This is a genomic window from Gramella sp. AN32, from assembly GCF_023718305.1.
GTDB classification, from domain to species: Bacteria; Bacteroidota; Bacteroidia; order Flavobacteriales; family Flavobacteriaceae; genus Christiangramia; species Christiangramia antarctica.
Genome location: NZ_QEYO01000006.1, coordinates 57,316 through 77,658, shown reverse-complemented (window position 1 = coordinate 77,658; position 20,343 = coordinate 57,316). Strand labels below are relative to the sequence as shown.

Below are 20,343 nucleotides of genomic sequence, written 5' to 3'. Positions count from 1 at the left end.
ATTATTTAGATTTAACTATCTGAGCCATCAAAATAGCTTCTGTAGCAAGTTTTCCATTTACAAAGGCATAACCCTGCATTTGGCAAATTCCGCGGCGAATAGGTGCCAGTAATTCGAGTTTAAAAATTAACGTATCTCCCGGAACTACCTGTTGTTTGAATTTCACATTATCAATTTTCATAAAATAAGTGAGGTAGTTTTCCGGATCGGGAACCGATTTTAACGCTAAAATTCCTCCGGTTTGAGCCATGGCTTCTACCTGAAGAACTCCCGGCATTACCGGTTTTCCAGGAAAATGACCCACAAAGAAAGGCTCATTCATCGTCACGTTTTTCATTCCAATAACGTGCGTATCTGTTAATTCATATATCTTGTCTACTAAAAGAAAGGGAGGACGATGAGGAAGGGTTTCCATAATATCGTTTACGTCCATTATAGGTATCTGGCTTAGGTCTATTTTGGGAACGTTATTTCTTTTTTCAGCTTTGATGATTTTGGAAAGTTTTTTGGCAAATTCCGTATTAATATGGTGGCCGGGCTTATTAGCAATAATTTTTCCTTTAATTCTTGTTCCTACTAAGGCAAGATCCCCCAGGACATCAAGAAGTTTATGTCTCGCCGCCTCATTTGCATGGTGCAAAGTAAGGTTGTCTAAAATTCCATTAGGCTTGATGGAAATTTTATCGCGATTAAAGGCCACTCTTAATTTCTTCATAGTGTCTTCACTAATCTCCTTATCAACATAAACAATGGCATTGTTAAGATCACCACCTTTAATGAGACCATGTTCTAGAAGGGTTTCCAGTTCATGTAAAAAACTGAAAGTTCTTGAATCGGCTATTTCAGTTTTAAATTCTGAAAGATTATTAATCGAGGCGTTTTGAGTCCCCAATACCTTGGTTCCAAAATCAACCATGGTGGTAACCTGGTATTCATTGGCAGGCATGGCGATTATTTCGCTTCCGGTTTCTTCATCCCGGTAGCAAATGATTTCGTTCACTACAAATTCTTCACGCTCCGCATCTTGCTCTTCAATCCCCGCTTTTTCTAAAGCTTCGACAAAAAACTTTGAAGAACCATCCATAATAGGCGGTTCAGAAGCATTTAATTCAATAATAATATTATCGATCCCTAAACCAACACAGGAAGCAAGCACGTGTTCAGATGTCTGGATTTTTACTCCATTCTTTTCTAAATTGGTACCACGTTGTGTATTTACCACATAGCTAACATCAGCTTCGATTTCAGGACTTCCTTCAAGATCTGTCCTTCTAAACACATAACCTGTGTTCTCTTCGGCAGGACAAAATGTTAAAGTAACTGCTTTCCCTGTATGTAGTCCCACTCCTTCTAGTGAAACTTTTTCCTTAATGGTATTCTGCTTTGAACTATTCTCAGCCATTATTTATTTTTTTTTCCAGTTGGTCCAGCCTATTTAATGTTTTAGGCAAATTTTTAAAGTGAATGTAAGATTTATTATAAGCTCCGTATGAAATTGCCGGTGATCCCTGCAACATTTCACCGTCCTTAATATTCCTACCTATTCCAGATTGTGCCTGGATTTTAACCCGATTACCAATGGTTAAATGTCCGGCGATACCAACCTGTCCTCCAATAAGGCAATTTTCGCCGATTTTAGTAGAGCCGGCAATCCCGGTTTGGGCAGCAATGGCGGTGTGTTTTCCTATTTCAACATTATGTGCGATCTGGATATGATTATCCAATTTTACCCCCTCGCGTATGATTGTAGAGCCTAATGTTGCCCGGTCTATCGTCGTAGCTGCGCCAATATCTACATTATTTTCAACAACCACATTTCCAATTTGCGGGACTTTTAAATATTGCCCGCCTTCTTCGGGACTAAAACCAAAACCATCAGCACCTAAAACTACACCACTATGAATAGTACAATTATCCCCTATAATAGTTTCAGAATAAATCTTTACCCCGGCAAAGATGGTTACATTGTTTCCAATTTTCACATTATCGCCAATATATACATTCGGATAAATCTTAACATGGTCACCAATTTTAACCTGATTCCCCAAATAAGAAAATGCCCCTAAATATATTTCCTTTCCGAATTCGGCAGATTCGGAAATATAATTTGGTTCTTCAATTCCACTTTTATTAAGTTTTACCTGATTATAATAGGTAAGTAAGGTTGAAAATGCTTTATAAGCATCCTTAACTTTAATTAAGGTAGTTGTTATAGGTTGCTCCACTTCAAAATCGCTATTTACGATGGTGATGCTGGCATTGGTCGTATATAAAAAAGAATTATACTTAGGATTGCTCAAAAAAGTTAGGCTGCCTTTTGTGCCTTCTTCAATTTTTGCAAGTTCAGAAACTTCCGCTTCCGGATTCCCCTCTACTTCACCCTCCAATATTTCTGCTATCTGCGCTGCTGTGAATTTCATTCTGGCAAAAGTAAAAAAAATGAGTTAATGTTTAACTTTGGGATAACACATATAATATTTTGTAACAGTTTTTGTGAGGGCTTCTAAATTAAACTGATCGGAAACCTTTACCACATCACAAATTTTCCCATTTTTCTGAAGGATATTAATGTTATCAATTTCATTTTTATAGGCGAGATTGGCAATTTCACCATCAAATACAAAATATGCAGCCTCTTTCTCAGTTATACTATATTTTTTCTGAAGAGCGATCATTTTTGATCCAAGTTTCGCATCTGAAGGTTTCTTTTTCTTGATCTTGACTTTTAGCAAATTTCGATTAATAATCATTTCTGAAAGATTGCTGAGCACAAAATCGTCGTGCGAAACCCAGTTTTTCATGGCAGAAATTACATCGTAGTCATCCAGCCTGGCAAAATGATCAATCGTATTGAGATCAAAATTATTAAGCCTTATTTTATTATTCAGAAAATAAAGCAGCGGCTCACTGGCCTCTAGCTCACCGTCTTGTCCTATTAATTCCTTAGCCCTCTTTAATACCCTAATTAAAAGTTGCTCTGCGACCAGGCTGGTCTTATGCAAATAAACCTGCCAGTACATAAGTCTTCTGCCAATAAGAAATTTTTCTACGGAATATATTCCTTTTTCTTCAACCACCAATTCATCATTTACCACATTCAGCATGGTGATCAAACGTTCACTATTAATGTTGCCTTCCGCAGCACCGGTATAAAAACTATCTCGTTTAAGATAATCCAGCCGATCCATATCCAGCTGACTGGAAATTAACTGATTCATGAAATTCCGCTCATATTCCCCCTTAAACATTTTTATGGCCAGAGTTAAACTTTGGTTAAAGTTCCGGTTCATTTCCTGCATAAAAATGAGGGAAATAGACTCATGATCAACATTTTCCACAAGGCTATGCTCCATGGCATGGCTAAAAGGACCATGGCCAATATCATGCATTAGAATAGAAATTAATAATGCTTCTTCCTCTTCCTGGGAAATCGCCACACCCTTAAGCTTAAGCACATTCACCGTCTTTTGCATTAAATGCACACAACCTAAAGCATGATGAAATCTAGTGTGATGGGCACCCGGATACACCAGGTACGAAAGTCCCATTTGGGAAATTCGGCGTAATCTTTGAAAATAAGGATGCTCTATGATTTGAAATATGCGATCACTTGGGATGGTAATAAAACCGTAAATTGGATCGTTTAATATTTTGAGTTTTGTTTGGGAAGCCAAGCTTAAATTCTATATAATTAGTAACAAATATACGTATATGAACAATATCAAAATTTTATGGGTAGATGACGAAATTGATCTTCTAAAACCTCACATTATTTTTCTGGAAACCAGAGGTTATGAGGTGCAAACCTGTAAAAGTGGAACCGAAGCTTTAGAATTAATTGAAACGGAAAATTTTGACATTGTATTCCTTGATGAAAATATGCCCGGCCTTACGGGATTAGAAACACTATCTGAAATTAAAGAAAAGAGGGAAACACTTCCTATTGTGATGATCACTAAAAGTGAAGAGGAATATATTATGGAAGAAGCGATTGGATCTAAAATCGCAGATTATCTTATAAAGCCTGTAAATCCAAATCAAATTTTACTGAGTATTAAAAAGAATTTGGATCATTCCAGGCTTATTTCTGAAAAGACCACTTCCAATTATCAGCAGGAATTTAGGAAAATTGCCATGGAAATGTCACAGGTAAATTCTTTTGAAGAGTGGGCGGAACTGTATCAGAAATTGATTTACTGGGAAATTCAACTGGAAGAAATTGAAGATTCAGGTATGTTTGAAATCCTGGAATCCCAAAAATCTGAAGCGAATAACCAGTTCTTTAAATTTATATCAAAAAATTATGAGTCCTGGTTTGAAAAAAATGCTGAAGCTCCGGTAATGTCCCACACTTTGTTCAAAAAACTTGTAGTTCCTGAACTTAGCTCTGAACAAACTACCTTATTAGTGGTTGTGGATAATTTAAGATATGACCAGTGGAAAACATTGGAACCTATCGTGAATACTTTTTATAAAAAGGAGAAAGAAGTACCTTATTACAGTATCCTACCTACTGCCACACAATATGCGCGTAATGCCATCTTTTCTGGATTGATGCCTAGTGAAATGGAAAAGCTATACCCGGAATATTGGAAAAATGATGTTGAAGAAGGTGGTAAAAATTTATATGAAGAACAGTTTCTGAAAGAACAACTTAAAAGGTTAGGGAAAGATTACAAATATGAATACCACAAAATAACCAGTCTTAAAGCCGGTAAAAAATTGGTTGATAATTTTAAGGGTCAAAAAGACAACGATCTTACGGTGCTTGTATACAACTTTGTAGACATGCTGTCCCACAGCAAGACAGAAATGGAAGTTATTAAAGAACTTGCATCGAATGATAAGTCTTATAGAAGTCTAACCCAAAGTTGGTTTAAAAATTCACCGCTTTTGGAGATCATACAAAAAGCACAGCAATTAGGCTTTAAATTAATTATTACTACAGATCATGGAACAATAAATGTAAAAAATCCTTCTAAAGTAATAGGCGATAAGAACACCAGTTTAAATTTGAGGTATAAAACTGGGAGGAGCCTCACTTATGAAAAAAAGGAAGTGCTCGCGATAGAGGATCCAAAATCTGTTTACCTGCCCACTATTAATATGTCCAGTTCCTATATTTTTGCAAAAGAAGATTTATTCTTCGCTTACCCTAATAATTTCAATCATTATGTTAGTTATTACAAAAATACCTACCAACATGGAGGCATTTCTTTAGAAGAGGTTGTAATCCCATTTGTAGTCCTGAATCCTAAATAATCGATAAAAGGTATTTTTATACCGTTTAAATGCTTATTTATATTTCACAATAATATGAACATCAGATAGTTGTAGCGGTTTGTAGATATTTTTATATATATTTACCATCCCGAATCTGACATATTGAATATGGAGTTAACCTACAAACTTCGAGAACTGGATACAGCCGTCAAGTTTATACTTGAAAATACTAAAAGCAAAACTTTGCTTTTCTACGGTGAAATGGGTGCAGGCAAAACTACTCTAATAAAAGAGTTGGTCAAAGCACTAGGCGTTACAGGCGCTACCTCCAGTCCCACGTTTTCACTAGTTAACCATTACGATTCAGATGAGGGTTCAGTTTACCATTTCGACCTATACCGGTTAAATGATGAATCTGAAGCTTTAGATATTGGGATTGAGGATTACTTGGATTCTGATAATTGGATTTTAATTGAATGGCCAGAGAAGATCAAAAACTTAATGGGGGAAAACACCCAAAAATTGATCATAAAAGTCATGTCAAGTGAAGAAAGAATGTTAAAGTTTTGTTAACAATTTCATTTAAACGTCAAATAAGGTTGAAAGAATATTTGTAAGAATTTTATTACTTTTCGGTTTCTTTATAAAATGAAATTTTATGATTTCATTTCATTAAACGATTTATAGATAAATTTAAGCTAACATATCTATAAAATGAATTGTGCTTTTTTGCCAAAATTTTGGCTTAAAAAAAGGTGCAAAGATACGATTAATGTAGTAAAGCACAGGATTTAAGGTTGTTATATGTTTGTAACAGAAACAAAACGGAATACCAATCTTAAAATCTAAATAAAGATGAAAATTAAAGCAATATTATTCGCCGCAGCTATTTTTGGAGCAAGTTTTTTTGTAACTTCGACTTCTAGCGAAGATAACAATAATAATAAAATTGAAAAACAAGCAGTCGATAAAACTACAATCAAAGTCCCTGCTGCTGGGTAGTATTGTTGCGGTTTGCATCGCTTTTTCACCATATATATTTTATTTATATGAAATTTTCCCAAGCACTCCTGTTTGGGAAAATTCTTTTTTTACCTATGAAAGTAAATATTATGAAAATGTATTAACCGCCGCTTGGACATACTTGGGTAAGGTTACTCCTCTATTTTTATTGTTAATTTGGTTTTTTACCTGTAAACATTGGTGGTATCATGTAATACTGATACCAATAGCAATGTATTCTTTTCAAATAGTAATATTATTTTATCAAGATGTATATCTCGAAACAAAATTCATGGATATTGATCAGCTTATTTATCTAGCTCCTTTTTTTATTGTTATTCTATCAATCGTTTACTTGATAAGGATTAAAATCTTTGACCGTGTGTATGGAATAGATCTTTCAGAGTTGGATGAAACCGAAGTTTCAGTATTTAATGATCTTTCTGATAACGATAGGAAAGAATTTAAACATTTTCAGGAAAATGAAAATTTTGATGAAGATTCATATTCTGGAAATGCCATCTTAGAAGAATATTACCGTAAGCTTTAATTCTCTTTTTTACTTTATTAATTTAATTGTAATTTAACTGTTTTAACCTATCAACCGATGGCGAAACAGCAGATATCCCCTTTTACCAAAGAGCAATTACTACCTCAGGAAGAAACATTAGAAATTTCGAAAAAGAAAGGAGAGCTCTTTATTGGAATCCCCAAAGAAACTGCTTATCAGGAAAAGAGAATTTGCTTAAGCCCAGATGCTGTCGCCGCAATTACTGCTCATGGCCATAGAGTGATGATCGAATCTGGCGCCGGAAAATGGGCTAGATTTGGCGATAAGGACTATTCCGATGCCGGGGCTCAAATCACTAACGAGACAAAAAAAATATGGGGCTGTCCCATGATCCTCAAAATAGAACCCCCATCCATAGAAGAATTGGAGATGATGAATCCACAATCTATCCTAATTTCGGCTTTACAAATAAAAACGCAGTGCAAAGAGTACTTCGAAAAATTGGCCGAAAAAAGGATTACCGCTCTGGGCTTTGAGTTCATCAAAGACGATGATGGAAGCTATCCTATAGTAAAAGCTTTAAGTGAAATTGCCGGTACCGCCTCTGTATTAATTGCTTCGGAGATAATGAGCAATAATACTAAAGGAAATGGCCTTATGTTTGGAAATATTAGTGGTGTTCCTCCAGTTGAAGTAGTGATTATTGGTGCTGGTACAGTTGGAGAATTCGCGGCAAGATCAGCCATTGGTTTAGGGGCCAGCGTTAAAGTTTTTGATAGTTCGCTTACCAAACTAAGGCACATTCAGTCAAACCTTAAAAGCACTTTTTATACGAGTACCATTCAGCCTAAAAATTTATCGAAAGCGTTGAAACGCTGTGATGTTCTAATTGGCGCGGTCCGTGGAAAGGACAGATCACCGGTGTTGATTTCAGAAGAGCTGGTGCAGTCCATGAAAAAAGGCGCGGTAGTAATTGATGTTAGTATAGATATGGGTGGTTGTGTAGAAACCAGTGAAATTACTTCACATGACGATCCTATATTTACAAAGCACGAAGTGATTCACTATTGTGTTCCCAATATCCCTTCTCGTTATGCGAGAACCTCTTCCCTATCCATCAGCAATATTTTTACGCCATACCTTTTACATATTGCCGAGGAAGGTGGTTTGGAAAATACACTAAGATTTGACAAAGGTCTAAGAAATGGATTGTATTTTTACCACGGAATTTTAACCAACAAAAGTATTGCCGATTGGTTTAATCTTTCATATAGAGATATTAATCTTCTTATTTTTAATTAATGAAATTTGTTCATCGCCTGGGTTATTATGGTCTCGGACTTTTTTTTGGTATTGTAATTCTCATCTTTTTTCTAGGCGGAAAAAGAACTTCCTGCGATTATAGTCCCACAGCCAGGGTACTTAAAAATATTCGCATTAAGGAACGATCTTTTTCTGATGAAAGTTTACGTTTTTTTAATTCAAAATCTATTGATACTGCTGCAGTTTCAGAAATTCTTGAAAACGGAAATGTGGACTTTAGCGAAAGTGATACTGAAGCTAAACCCTGTAATATCTATAAGGTTTCAGGAAAGTCTAAAGATAACCCGCTACTTCTTCTAACCATTAAAAATTGCGATAGTACAGCAGTGATTTTAAAAGCCGAAATTGATAACTCACACTAAGAACCTAAGATTTGTGCTGCGTGATCTTTCGTTGTTACTTTTTGAATCACTTCTTCAATTTTACCATTTTCATCAATTAGAAAAGTAGTACGGTGGATGCCGTCATATTCTTTTCCCATAAATTTCTTTGGGCCCCACACGCCATACGCGTTTATTACTTCCTTTTCTTCATCTGCCAAAAGAGGATAATCCAGTTCGTATTTATTTCTGAAGTTTTGTTGTCTTTTTTGAGAATCGGCACTTACTCCAAGAATTTCATAACCTCTTTTCTTAAGACTCTCTTTGTTTTCGTTTAAATTACAGGCTTCTACGGTACAACCAGGAGTGCTGGCCTTTGGATAAAAAAACATCACTAGTTTTTTCCCCTTGTAATCGGTTAATTTTGCTTCGTTCCCATCCTGATCTACTGAATTAAATTCGGGAGCTTTATCCCCTTTTTTCAATGTTGTCATAATTCTTACTTTTACAGTAAATTTAAAGGTTTATGACCAAACAGGAAAAGGTTCACTTCGTAATTACGACATTGGAAAAAATATATCCTGAAGTTCCTATCCCCCTTGATCATAAAGATCCTTATACACTTTTAATAGCCGTGTTACTTTCTGCACAGAGTACAGATGTTAAGGTAAATCAAATCACTCCTATCCTGTTTGAAATTGCTGACGATCCTTATAAAATGGTTCAACTTTCCGTAGAAGAAATCAGGGATATCATTAAACCGGTTGGTTTATCACCTATGAAATCCAAAGGGATTCATGGGCTTTCAAAAATTTTAATTGAAAAATATAATGGACAGGTGCCTCAAAGTTTTGAAGCTTTAGAATCTTTCCCGGCGGTGGGCCATAAAACTGCCAGTGTGGTGATGTCCCAGGCATTTAATGTACCAGCCTTTCCTGTAGATACACATATCCATCGGCTCATGTATCGCTGGAATTTAAGTAATGGTAAAAATGTAGTGCAGACAGAAAGAGATGCAAAGCGTTTATTTCCTAAGGAGAAATGGAACAAACTCCATCTTCAAATTATATGGTATGGAAGGCAATTTTCGCCAGCAAGGGCTTGGGATCTGGAAAAAGATACTATTACCAAAACAATTGGAAGAAAATCTGTAATCAAAGAATATCTGGAAAAAGTAAAAAAGACCTGATTTTGGCAATCAGGTCTTTTTTAAATCAATTCAGCAGCGTATCAAACTGCATACTTCTAAACTTTGTTACTTGCAGCGCTTTTGAATAATTCAAAAGAAACTCTATAGTCTCTTTTTTAGGTCTCAATTGATTGAAAGTTTCTTCTTTCGAAGATTTTTTAAAGTAAATTTTCCCCATGTGGTTTATTTGTTAATTGTTATAAAATTAACGCAACAAAACTGGGGATATTGTTTATTTAATTTGTTAAAATTAAGTTGCGTTTTTCGATGATCTTACGAAGATTGATTAAGGCATAACGCATTCTGCCAAGTGCTGTATTGATACTCACACCAGTTCTTTCAGATATCTCCTTGAAACTCATGTCTTTATATATTCTCATAGTAAGCACTTCCAGTTGATCTTCGGGCAATTCTTTAATAAGTTCCTGAACATCCTGCTCGATCTGATCCTTTATAAGTTGCTTTTCAGCATTTAATGAGCCATCACTTAAAACTGAAAAAATATTAAAATCGCCACTATTATCAAATTTTGGCATTCTTTTATTTCTTCGGAAGTGATCTATTACTAAATTATGAGAGATTCGCATCACCCAGGGTAAGAACTTCCCCTCTTCATTATATTTTCCTCTCTTTAGAGTGCGAATGACTTTAATAAATGTATCCTGAAAAATATCTTCTGCGATATCTTTATTGAATACTTTGGAATAAATAAAACTGTAAATTCTATGTTCGTGACGATTTATTAATGCACCAAGTGCATTTTCGTTTCCATCTAGATAATCGCGAACAAGAGTAGCATCAGTTACCTTTGTGTTGTTCATAACAGTTACTTTTTATTTCAGGAGATTGGGATTTCCTGAGGGTTAGATATTTAGGTTTCTAAAAAAGTAACTGTGCTGTATAGGCAATGATTTTTAGTAGATTGGCTCAAATATAGGAGAATAATATTAACTAATACAAATAAAAATTTAAATTTTTAACATTACAATAGGAATTCGCTTGCTTTAAATACCCCTTTAGAATGAGTATCTTTGCGGTTTTAGCAAAAATGAACATGCCGGTAGATATTTCAAAAATAGATCCAAAAAAGAATATTATCATCAAGGGTGCAAAATTGCACAACCTTAAAAATATAGATGTGGTAATTCCCAGAAATAAATTAGTAGTTATTACTGGTTTATCAGGTTCTGGGAAATCCAGCCTTGCTTTTGACACATTATACGCAGAAGGTCAAAGGCGATACGTTGAAAGTCTTAGTTCATATGCACGTCAATTCCTGGGCAGACTTGATAAGCCGAAAGTAGATTATATAAAAGGTATTGCCCCGGCGATAGCTATTGAGCAAAAAGTAAATTCTACTAACCCACGTTCAACTGTAGGAACATCTACTGAAATTTACGATTATCTAAAGTTGCTTTTTGCCAGAATTGGTAAAACCTACTCCCCCGTTTCAGGTAGACAGGTGAAAAAAGATAGCACTACAGATGTAATTAATTATGTGAAGCAATTTCCTGAAAGGGAAAAATTACTATTGCTGGCGCCTATTCATCTTGAAGAAGGAAGAAAGCTTGATAACAAAATAAATGTGCTGGCCCAGCAAGGTTATAGTAGAATCAAGGTTGGTAAGAAGGTAGTTCGAATTGATGAAACAGATCTTAAGAAATTAAAAGCCGATGATGTTTCACTTGTCATAGACAGGATTATTACAAATGATGATGAGGATTTTTATAATCGTTTGGCCGATGCTATCGAAGCTGCTTTTTTTGAAGGTAAAGGCGAATTATATATTGAAAAGTTAAGCGATAATTCTTCGCAACATTTCAGCAATAAATTTGAATTGGACGGGATCCTCTTTGTGGAACCAAATGTTCATCTATTCAGCTTTAATAATCCTTATGGGGCATGCCCAAAATGTGAAGGTTATGGGGATGTGATAGGAATAGATGAAGACCTGGTGATCCCAAATACAGGACTTTCGGTTTATGAAAATGCAATTTTCCCGTGGCGTGGGGAAAGCATGAGCTGGTATAAAGATCAATTGATCAAAAATTCGCACAAATTCGATTTTCCTGTCCATAAACCTTATTTTCAGTTAACCCAGGAACAGAAAGATCTCATTTGGAATGGAAACCAATATTTTGAAGGTCTCAACCAGTTTTTTGAATTTCTGGAAAGTAAAGCTTATAAAATTCAAAATCGTGTGATGCTATCACGTTATCGCGGTAAAACCAGATGTACGCTGTGTAAAGGAAAAAGATTGCGACCTGAAACTGAATATGTAAAAATTGCTGATCACAGCATTACAGATCTGGTTGAAAAACCCATCGATAAAGTCCGCGAATTTTTTAGCAATTTGAAATTAAATGAATATGATGCCCAAATTGGTAAAAGATTACTAACCGAAATAAGTAATCGCCTTCAATTCTTATCGAATGTAGGTTTAGATTATTTAACGCTGAACAGGAAATCTAATTCCCTTTCCGGAGGTGAATCCCAAAGAATAAATTTGGCAACCTCTTTAGGCAGTAGTTTGGTAGGTTCCATGTATATTTTAGATGAGCCATCTATAGGATTGCACCCAAAAGACACCGAAAAACTAATTGGTGTCCTGGAGCATTTACGCGATCTGGGCAATACGGTAATCGTTGTGGAGCATGATGAAGAAATTATGAATGCTGCTGATGAAATTATTGATATTGGTCCCGAAGCTGGAACCAATGGGGGACATGTTGTTGCGGTAGGAACGCTCAAAGATATTTTAAAATCTGATTCCTTAACTGCAGGTTATCTAAATGGTAATTTAAAAATTGAAGTCCCTGAAAAAAGAAGGATTTCAAAAAATAAAATTTTGATCACAGGTGCCCGGGAAAACAACCTTAAAAATATTGACGTTGAATTTCCCCTTGGTGTGTTTACTGCAATTACGGGTGTATCCGGAAGTGGGAAATCTACCCTGGTTAAAAAAATTCTTTACCCTGCAATGCAGAAGGAAATTGGAGGATATGGTGAAAAAGCCGGTCAATTTAGTTCCATTGAAGGAAATTTTAGTACGATAAGTTCAGTAGAATATATAGATCAAAATCCTATAGGCAGGTCTTCACGATCCAATCCGGTTACTTATATCAAGGCATATGATGATATTCGGAATTTATTTGCCTCTCAAAGATTATCTAAAATACGCGGGTTCAAATCAAAACATTTTTCATTTAATGTAGATGGCGGACGCTGTGAGACCTGTAAGGGAGAAGGTGAAGTGACCATCGAGATGCAATTTATGGCAGATGTTCATCTGGAATGTGAAACCTGTAAAGGAAAAAGGTTTAAAAAAGAAGTTCTTGAGGTAACTTTTCACGAGAGAAACATCGATGATGTTTTAAATATGACTATTGACGATGCTACTAAATTTTTTGAAGATCATAGTCAGGATAAAATTGTAAGGAAATTAAAACCTTTAAGAGATGTTGGTTTAGGTTATGTTCAATTGGGACAGAGTTCCTCCACTCTTTCAGGAGGTGAAGCACAAAGAATAAAGCTCGCTTCATTTTTAGTGAAAGGTGCTAACAAAAATAAATCCCTGTTCATTTTTGATGAGCCAACCACCGGTTTGCATTTTCATGATATCAAAAAACTCCTGAAGTCATTGGAAGCATTGATCAAACAAGGCCATACCGTGATTGTTATTGAACACAATATGGATTTGGTAAAATGTGCTGATTATATCATTGACCTTGGCCTTGAAGGAGGGGAAACCGGAGGCCATGTAATCGTAACTGGAACTCCTGAAGAAGTGGCCAAAAATAAAAAGTCGTTTACCGCGCCTTATTTAAAACAGAAACTTTAATAGCGTTTCTATGGAAAGATGTTTTTTATTATAATTATTGTTTCGCCACCCCAATACTTTCAGGAATTACATTTATCATGTTAATTAACTGTTTTATGAGATTGCTTCGTTGCTCTCGCAATAACAATCTATAATGTCACTGCGAGGGAACGAAGTGGACGAAGCAGTCTCCTGAAGTTTTTGTGCATATTAAATAACCTTTCAATTTTACATCTAAGATATTTCCTACCATTTTCGATTTTTAGAATTTGGCACGTGCTTTGTATCTGGTTTAAAAAGTTCTTTAACTAAATACTTCGAAATCATGAAAAAACTGACTTTAATTATTGCCGCTATCTTTTTAGGCTTGTCAGTAAAGGCATCCGTAGCATCTACACTAACCCCCAATTATTCAGATTCTTTTATTTTCGTTGAAGGAGGGGTTGAATTCGCTATTTATCCTAATGGTGAGTTTGATTTTTACTTTAATCCTGATTTTAGAAGAGGAAATTCAGTTCATATCGCTTCCCCTAATGTAAATATCAGTTATAATTCTGGATACAACTATGAGCCGTACGTGCAATATGATGATTATGGTGCCGTGATTCAAATTGAAACGGTTCCTGTTTATTATGATTTTTATGGAAGAATTGTCCAGGCCGGTGATATTCTTATTGGATACAATAGCTTAGGTTATGTCACCAATGTAGGCAGGATGCGTGTTCACTATGACCGTTTTAATCATTTTACCCACCAAACTGGTTTTATAAATAGTTATAACAGAGCTTATGTTTATAGACCATGGCATGACTATTACCGCAGACCTCAGGTAAACGTAAGTATAGTTTTCGGCAGACCTTACCGGGCATATTATGCCCCATATAGAATGAGCTATCACGAACATGTGAATATCTACAACAATTATTATGTTACGGGTAAACGGAATAGAAATTTTTATCGCCCATCCCAAACTGTAGATCATTATAATTATGGCGAGAGAACTAAAACAAAATATGTTGACAGTCGCCAGAATTATAGTAATACTCGTAGAGGCGTAGCTGAAAACAATATGGCTTCCCAACGGCATTTATCAGCTAGAAGTGCGAATCAAAATAGAGCCTATTCAGATAGGATTACTACGGGCAGGAGCCAAAGCCCTCAAAATAGCCGCGGACAGGTAATACAGTCAAGAACTGAAAGCAGCACTAATGCTTCAGGAAGATCTACGTCTAACCGAACTTTGCAAAATCGTAATGAAACTAAAAAAACTGTTGGTAGAAGTTCAGAAGTTACAGGAAGAAATTCTTCTCTTACAAATAGAAGCAGCAATAATTTATCTACCGCCAGGCCTTCTACTTCTGTAGAAAAAAATAGTTATAAAGCTGTAAGAACTCCTCAAAGAAGTACTTCTAGTGAAAGGTCGCAAAATATGACTTCTACCAGGACAAATAAAGCAGCAACAACTCAACGCTCTTCAGTACCCAATAGAATGAGTACAAGAACTAATACGAGTAATCAGAGAAGTTCAGGCAATAATAAAAGTATTCGAACAAATTCACCTTCACAAAGAAGTTCTTCAACCAGAACAAGTGAAACAAAAGCAAATTCTCGAGGAAAATCTACAAATAATACTTCAAGATCTGGAAGTTCGGCACGGAATATGAATATATAATTTATGATGATAAATTCATAATTTAATTTTTTGGTTGGTTAGTTGGAAAACCCCTGAAGCTCCCAAGGCAAAGGGGTTTTCCCATTTTAACGCCTCCCGATAAGTTTATATATCATCGAATTAATATCTTCAGAAATTCTGAGCTTATAAAAGATTAGGATATATAGAAGTCCTGCTATTACAACTTTCAGGAGTATATCAAGGATAGGATGAATTGGAAAGTTCCAGAAATAAAACGCTCCTGTAAAGAAGCCAATGATTATTAAGCTCCATAAAGTTGATAAACTAAAAGGCTGGATTTTAAATTTCTTCTGAACGATATAAATTTTAATCCCATTATACAGGAAAAAAGCGATAAAACTGGCGATCGCTGCACCTTCAATACCGTACTTAGGAATAAGCAATATATTAAGTATAAAAGCTATAATTACCAGAATAACTCCTATCCCGAGCACTAACCTGTAATAGTCTGAATTAAATAAAATGCTGTTATTATTCCCGAGAATATTATCAAAAAGCTTTACTAGGGAAATCAGTAAAATGACTAAAATACTTAAAGAATAATTATCTGGGATCAATTCATATAATGCATCAACATTGGTGATGATCCAGATAAAAATTATTCCGCTTACGATCAATAAGTTCAAAGAACTCTTCTTATAAATCCCTTCCAATCCTATTTTATCCTTTTTATTCAACATTTCTGCGGTCATAGGATTGGTGATCTGGTGCATGGCCTTTTGTGGTACTGATATTACGGTAGCGATATACACAGCGATTCCATAGATCGCCACATTCTCAATGGGCAAATAATATTCAATCATCACTTTATCCAGATCTAATAAAGCTGTTGCTACCGAAGCTGCTATAAGGATCAGGGCACTGTATTTTAAAACTGAAGAAAGGTTCGCCGGAAATTGTAATTTAAATTTAGGTCGATGAAGGGAGAAAGCATACAGAGCCATGATGAGCATTCGAATAACAAAAGTTGCACTCATCAAATAAATAAACCATTCTACAGAAATAATCTTATAAAAAACTAAAAGGAGCAAGACTGTAATACAAAACCTTTGGAAAACTTCTTTCATAAAGTTTCCAAATACACTTTTATAGTAAATCTTGGACCAGGAAAAGAAGACTTCAAAATAGGCGGTACTCAGGGCTATTACAAAGATGAGCCATATATAGGGCTGAACTAATTCATTTTCTCCCTGGAAATAATTAAGCAATTGACCGTAAAAAATAAGTCCAAATAATCCTATCACAACTCCGGCAACCGCTGGGGCTAAAAGAATAAAATTTAATAATCGATCCTGTTCCCCTCTTGTTTTATACGAGGTGAAAAATTTTATGAGCGTAGAATGAACCCCAAAAACGAGAAAGGGCCAAATTAAATTTGCTGCAGATAATAGAAAGCTGACCAACCCATAGTACTCCTGGGATAAAAAATAAGTAAAGAGAAATAAGGTATTAATCGCGCCAATGCCAAACCCAATATAGGTAGTGACCATGTTTTTTAGCGATTGGTTAATAATGATCCCCATTAAAAACTTTTAATTAATTCTGAAAGTCTTCTCGTAAGACGCTTTCGATGATATTCTTCAATTTTTGGATGTGAATTCTCTGAAATATTTATACCTTCAAAATGAGATAAAATAAAGTGCTTGATCTCCTCTTTCTCATTATATTGAAAAACCTGTCCCGCTTTTGTTTCAGAAACAATTTTATTCACATCCCAATTTCGCGGCCCTATTGCTAAAATGGGATTTTGAGCCGCCAGATATTCAAATATTTTCCCCGGAATAATTCCTTTAGTTTCTACTGAATTTATCTCCAGCAACAATAAAATATCAGATGCTCGTTGAAGCTCCACAGCCTGCTTATGGCTTAAATAACCATAAGAATTTAAATAATCGAAGAGGTTGAAATCTATTATCGAACGAATTACTTCTTCACTCACCCTACCAGCAAGTTCTATAGAAACCTGCTCTTTAAAATCCTTATTTTCATGAATTAATTCTGAAATGGCCTTCCACAGATTTTCAGGATTTCGTCCAGATAGTAAAGATCCAATATGCGAAATTTTGAATTTTTCCGACCTTCTTTTTTTTGGAAAAATTTCAGAATCATAACCATTCGTTATCAAAGCCACCGGCGTGGTGGTTTTTGACCTAAATTCTTCTTGGGTTTGGAAACTGGTAACCAGGAGTTGATCGGCTTTATCCAAAACTTCCTGCTCTAATTGCTTGTGCTTTCTACGAGCAAATTTCAGTAATTTCAATTTAGAGTGATACCCAATATTGGTCCAGGGATCCCTGAAATCTGCAATCCAGTTGATGCCATGTATTTTTTTTAATTGCAAACCAATTAGGTGCACACTATGTGGCGGTCCCGTGGTGATAACAACATCAAATTTTTCCACCTCTAATAAGTCTGAAATTTTATCAACGGAAGGTTTAACCCAGAATTTTCGGGCATCGGGAATAAAAAAATTTCCACGGATAAAAAGCAGCAGTTTCTGAAGAAATCCCTGTTTTTTTTCTTCAGCGATAAGGCCTGAACTTATTGTTTTGGTTTCTTTTTTTGAAAAAAATGAAGCGATCTTATAAGGTTCGAAAATCGGGTTTTTAATGATCTTTAATTTTGGTGAAATTTCAGATTCCAGGGATTTATCCATAATGGGATAATCGGGATTTTCAGGAATAAATACCACCGGTTCAATGTCAAAGTCCGGTAGATATTTTACAAATTTCAGCCAACGTTGCACTCCCGGTCCACCTGCAGGTGGCCAGTAATAGGTAATGATAAGTGCTTTTTTCATGAAGCGGGTTTCAAACAAATTATTTTCGGCGCTTTATTTCAAACGCAATCGCTCCCAGAAACAACAAACCTATTAATATAGAGCTGGCCAAAGTAATACTGCTACCCGTTTGGATAACTACCGGTTCAAATTTAAAAACGACCTCATGTTTTCCGGCAGGTATATTCATTGCCCTTAAAGTATAATTGGCCCGCACATGTTCCACAGGTTTGCCATCTATATAAGCATTCCAGCCTGGCTGGTAATACATTTCAGAAAATATGGCAAATTGGGCATTTTGAGCGGTAGTTTTATATTTTAATAGATTTGGTTGTTGTTCTATAAGTTCGATTGTTGCTGAAGGATCGAATTTAAAGGATTGATCTATTGCTTCTGAAAATTCTTTATTCACCACCGCGCTATTTTTAAGATCTGCATCTTTAAGCTGGAGGATCTCTTCATTGGCTGAATTTACAAATTCAATCCTTTCCACAAACCAGGCATTTCCAAAAGCATCCGGATTTTGCTGCACCTGTAATCCTTCTTCCGTAGGAACTATAAAATATTTTACATTCAACATGTTCAATATTTTAATATTATTCTGCGAAATATAGAAATCATATAAATCCTGAATCCTGCCGGGTTTCGCTGCGTGATAACCTCCTAAGGCATTATGAAAATAGGAAGTTCGGGAGGTATTAAAAGGATCCCCACTTAAATCGAAAACCCGATAATGACTGGTATCCTGCATAATTTGAGTATCGGCAGCAGTGGCCTGAAATGGCTGATTTACCTGTCGTGATTGCACGAAATCATCTTCATTTACATACCTAAAATTCACGGGAAGTAGATCTACCAAAAATAGAATTCCAAAACCGGCTATAACCAGGTTTCTATTCAGTTTATTCTTAATCGCCGCCCAGATCAATCCCACACCAAGGCCCACAAACAATAAAGATCTTAATACATCATTGGTGAACATTGCTTTTCTATCTTCCTTAATGGCACGCATTAAGTCCATTCCCAGTTGTTCCCGGTACATCGCATCCCTCATTCCCGAAAAATCAAAAAGAACAGATTTAAATAATAGGAAAAATAAACAAAGGCCTCCTGCGATAATGCCGCTCCATTTGAGTGCATACAACTTTTCTTCTTCTTTTACTTTAGGATTAAATAATTTATATAACCCAAAAATTGCCAAAATGGGAACACATAATTCGATGATCACCTGGATGGAAGAAACCGCCCGAAACTTGTTATAAAGCGGAACGAAGTCAATAAACAGTTCCGTGAGAACGGCAAAATTCTTACCCCAACTTAGTAAAAGTGCCAAAATGCTGGCACCTAGAATCCACCATTTTAACCGACCTCTAATCAGGAAAATTGCAAAAACAAAAAGGAATAATACACTGGCGCCAATATAAGCCGGTGCAGCAACGATGGGCTGTTCACCCCAATAAGTTGGAGCGCCTTTAGCAAAATCCAATGCCTGGACGGGCGATGCTCCCATTTTTAGAATAGCCTTATAGGTTTCTGAATCTTTGCCCACATTTTCTCCACTTCCCCCACCCATAAAACGGGGAATAAAAAGATCAAAACTTTCCATAATCCCATAACTATACGTGGTAATATAATCATAAGAAAGGCCTGCTTCGGGTTTTTCACTTCCATCAGGCTGTATGCTAATGCCTGTTGTACCTCTAGTGGAATGTGCCGTATATTCCTGGGTAGCCAGCAATAAGGTAGCATTTGCCGCAACTGCAATAAGCACTGCAACAACCATGAGCCCCAGGGACTTAAAATAGTTTGGTAACCTGTTTTTTTGAATACCATCAATAAGATAAGCTATGCCCAAAATAATTACCAGCAGCAACAAATAATAAGTCATCTGGAAATGATTTGCCTGTATTTCCAGGGCCATGGCCACAGTAAGTAATAGAAATGACCAGATATTCCTGTTCCTAAAGACTGAAATTATTCCTGCGAGCACCATAGGCATATAAGCAATGGCATGCGCTTTTGCGTTATGGCCAACTCCAAGAATGACAATGAAATATGTTGAAAACCCAAATGCTAAAGCTCCTATAAAAGCTAACTTATAGTCAACTTTCATGCATAATAGCAGAATGTAAAAGCCAATAAAATATAAAAAGAGATAATCTGCCGGTCGCGGTAAAAACCGCAAAACCGAATCGAGTTTTTTAATATAATTATGAGGATAATAAGCTCCTAATTGAAAGGTAGGCATACCGCCAAATGCAGCGTCTGTCCAATAGGGTTCTTCGCCGGTAGCATCACGAAATTCAGATTGTTCATGAGACATTCCAATATATTGGGCGATATCACTTTGGAAAATTTCTTTTCCTTTTAATACAGGACTAAAGTAAAAAAGTGAAAGAACCACAAAACCCAGAAGGACTAAGAGATGCGGAAGAAAGCGCTTTAGTAGAGCCATTAAAAGAACTTTTTAATTTATTTGGATA

General features: G+C 35.8%; 17 protein-coding genes. 9 read left to right on the top strand and 8 right to left on the bottom strand.

Annotated features, from left to right (window positions below; translation table 11 throughout):
- Position 1: 1 nt before the first annotated feature.
- Genes DHD80_RS08655 through DHD80_RS08645 form a run of 3 tightly spaced genes read right to left on the bottom strand, consistent with a single transcriptional unit; the run spans position 2 to position 3,674 of the window.
- Complete coding sequence (locus DHD80_RS08655; RefSeq protein ID WP_251740767.1) at positions 2-1,402, bottom strand: bifunctional UDP-3-O-[3-hydroxymyristoyl] N-acetylglucosamine deacetylase/3-hydroxyacyl-ACP dehydratase; 1,401 nt, start codon at positions 1,400-1,402, stop codon at positions 2-4.
- Positions 1,395-2,420: a UDP-3-O-(3-hydroxymyristoyl)glucosamine N-acyltransferase gene (gene lpxD / locus DHD80_RS08650; protein ID WP_251740766.1), complete on the bottom strand. Its 1,026-nt coding sequence runs from the start codon at positions 2,418-2,420 to the stop codon at positions 1,395-1,397. Before lpxD ends, DHD80_RS08655 begins: the two co-directional genes overlap by 8 nt.
- Before the next feature lie 24 nt (positions 2,421-2,444).
- Positions 2,445-3,674, bottom strand: a complete 1,230-nt coding sequence (locus DHD80_RS08645; RefSeq protein ID WP_251740765.1) for an HD domain-containing protein — start codon at positions 3,672-3,674, stop codon at positions 2,445-2,447.
- Between the two features lie 37 nt (positions 3,675-3,711).
- Between DHD80_RS08645 and DHD80_RS08640 the strand changes: the two genes are divergently transcribed.
- From DHD80_RS08640 to DHD80_RS08615, 6 genes are all read left to right on the top strand, one after another.
- On the top strand, positions 3,712-5,262 hold the full coding sequence (locus DHD80_RS08640) for a bifunctional response regulator/alkaline phosphatase family protein (protein WP_251740764.1): 1,551 nt from the start codon (positions 3,712-3,714) through the stop codon (positions 5,260-5,262).
- Positions 5,263-5,391: 129 nt separating this feature from the next.
- The gene (tsaE, locus tag DHD80_RS08635; RefSeq protein WP_251740763.1) at positions 5,392-5,796 is read left to right on the top strand and encodes a tRNA (adenosine(37)-N6)-threonylcarbamoyltransferase complex ATPase subunit type 1 TsaE; all 405 of its coding nucleotides are present in this window, start codon (positions 5,392-5,394) and stop codon (positions 5,794-5,796) included.
- 282 nt (positions 5,797-6,078) lie between these two features.
- Positions 6,079-6,225 carry a hypothetical protein gene (locus DHD80_RS08630; RefSeq protein ID WP_251740762.1) on the top strand — a complete coding sequence of 49 codons (147 nt, stop codon included), beginning with the start codon at positions 6,079-6,081 and terminating at the stop codon, positions 6,223-6,225.
- The gene (locus DHD80_RS08625) at positions 6,173-6,775 is read left to right on the top strand and encodes a hypothetical protein (RefSeq protein WP_251740761.1); all 603 of its coding nucleotides are present in this window, start codon (positions 6,173-6,175) and stop codon (positions 6,773-6,775) included. The genes DHD80_RS08630 and DHD80_RS08625 overlap by 53 nt, the downstream gene beginning before the upstream one ends.
- A 57-nt stretch (positions 6,776-6,832) precedes the next feature.
- On the top strand, positions 6,833-8,038 hold the full coding sequence (locus DHD80_RS08620; RefSeq protein WP_251740760.1) for an alanine dehydrogenase: 1,206 nt from the start codon (positions 6,833-6,835) through the stop codon (positions 8,036-8,038).
- A complete protein-coding gene (locus DHD80_RS08615) occupies positions 8,038-8,421 on the top strand; it encodes a hypothetical protein (protein WP_251740759.1) in 384 nt (127 codons plus the stop codon). The genes DHD80_RS08620 and DHD80_RS08615 overlap by 1 nt, the downstream gene beginning before the upstream one ends.
- On the opposite strand, the gene bcp is transcribed toward DHD80_RS08615, so the two are convergent.
- Positions 8,418-8,873, bottom strand: coding sequence for a thioredoxin-dependent thiol peroxidase (bcp, locus tag DHD80_RS08610; protein ID WP_251740758.1), 456 nt, complete (start codon positions 8,871-8,873; stop codon positions 8,418-8,420). The genes DHD80_RS08615 and bcp overlap by 4 nt on opposite strands.
- A 32-nt stretch (positions 8,874-8,905) precedes the next feature.
- Between bcp and nth the strand changes: the two genes are divergently transcribed.
- The gene (gene nth / locus DHD80_RS08605; protein WP_251740757.1) at positions 8,906-9,568 is read left to right on the top strand and encodes an endonuclease III; all 663 of its coding nucleotides are present in this window, start codon (positions 8,906-8,908) and stop codon (positions 9,566-9,568) included.
- A 236-nt stretch (positions 9,569-9,804) separates the two neighbouring features.
- Here nth and DHD80_RS08600 read toward each other — a convergent pair whose 3' ends face one another.
- Positions 9,805-10,389 carry a sigma-70 family RNA polymerase sigma factor gene (locus tag DHD80_RS08600; RefSeq protein ID WP_251740756.1) on the bottom strand — a complete coding sequence of 195 codons (585 nt, stop codon included), beginning with the start codon at positions 10,387-10,389 and terminating at the stop codon, positions 9,805-9,807.
- Positions 10,390-10,622: 233 nt separating this feature from the next.
- Between DHD80_RS08600 and uvrA the strand changes: the two genes are divergently transcribed.
- Together uvrA and DHD80_RS08590 are read left to right on the top strand one after the other, a co-directional pair.
- A complete protein-coding gene (uvrA, locus tag DHD80_RS08595; RefSeq protein WP_251740907.1) occupies positions 10,623-13,409 on the top strand; it encodes an excinuclease ABC subunit UvrA in 2,787 nt (928 codons plus the stop codon).
- A 304-nt stretch (positions 13,410-13,713) separates the two neighbouring features.
- Entirely contained in the window at positions 13,714-15,060 is a 1,347-nt protein-coding gene (locus DHD80_RS08590; protein WP_251740755.1) for a hypothetical protein, read from the top strand.
- 86 nt (positions 15,061-15,146) lie between these two features.
- Here DHD80_RS08590 and DHD80_RS08585 read toward each other — a convergent pair whose 3' ends face one another.
- Genes DHD80_RS08585 through DHD80_RS08575 form a run of 3 tightly spaced genes read right to left on the bottom strand, consistent with a single transcriptional unit; the run spans position 15,147 to position 20,315 of the window.
- The gene (locus DHD80_RS08585) at positions 15,147-16,604 is read right to left on the bottom strand and encodes a polysaccharide biosynthesis C-terminal domain-containing protein (RefSeq protein WP_251740754.1); all 1,458 of its coding nucleotides are present in this window, start codon (positions 16,602-16,604) and stop codon (positions 15,147-15,149) included.
- On the bottom strand, positions 16,604-17,881 hold the full coding sequence (locus tag DHD80_RS08580; RefSeq protein ID WP_251740753.1) for a glycosyltransferase family 4 protein: 1,278 nt from the start codon (positions 17,879-17,881) through the stop codon (positions 16,604-16,606). Before DHD80_RS08580 ends, DHD80_RS08585 begins: the two co-directional genes overlap by 1 nt.
- Before the next feature lie 19 nt (positions 17,882-17,900).
- Complete coding sequence (locus tag DHD80_RS08575) at positions 17,901-20,315, bottom strand: YfhO family protein (protein WP_251740752.1); 2,415 nt, start codon at positions 20,313-20,315, stop codon at positions 17,901-17,903.
- Positions 20,316-20,343 lie beyond the last annotated feature (28 nt).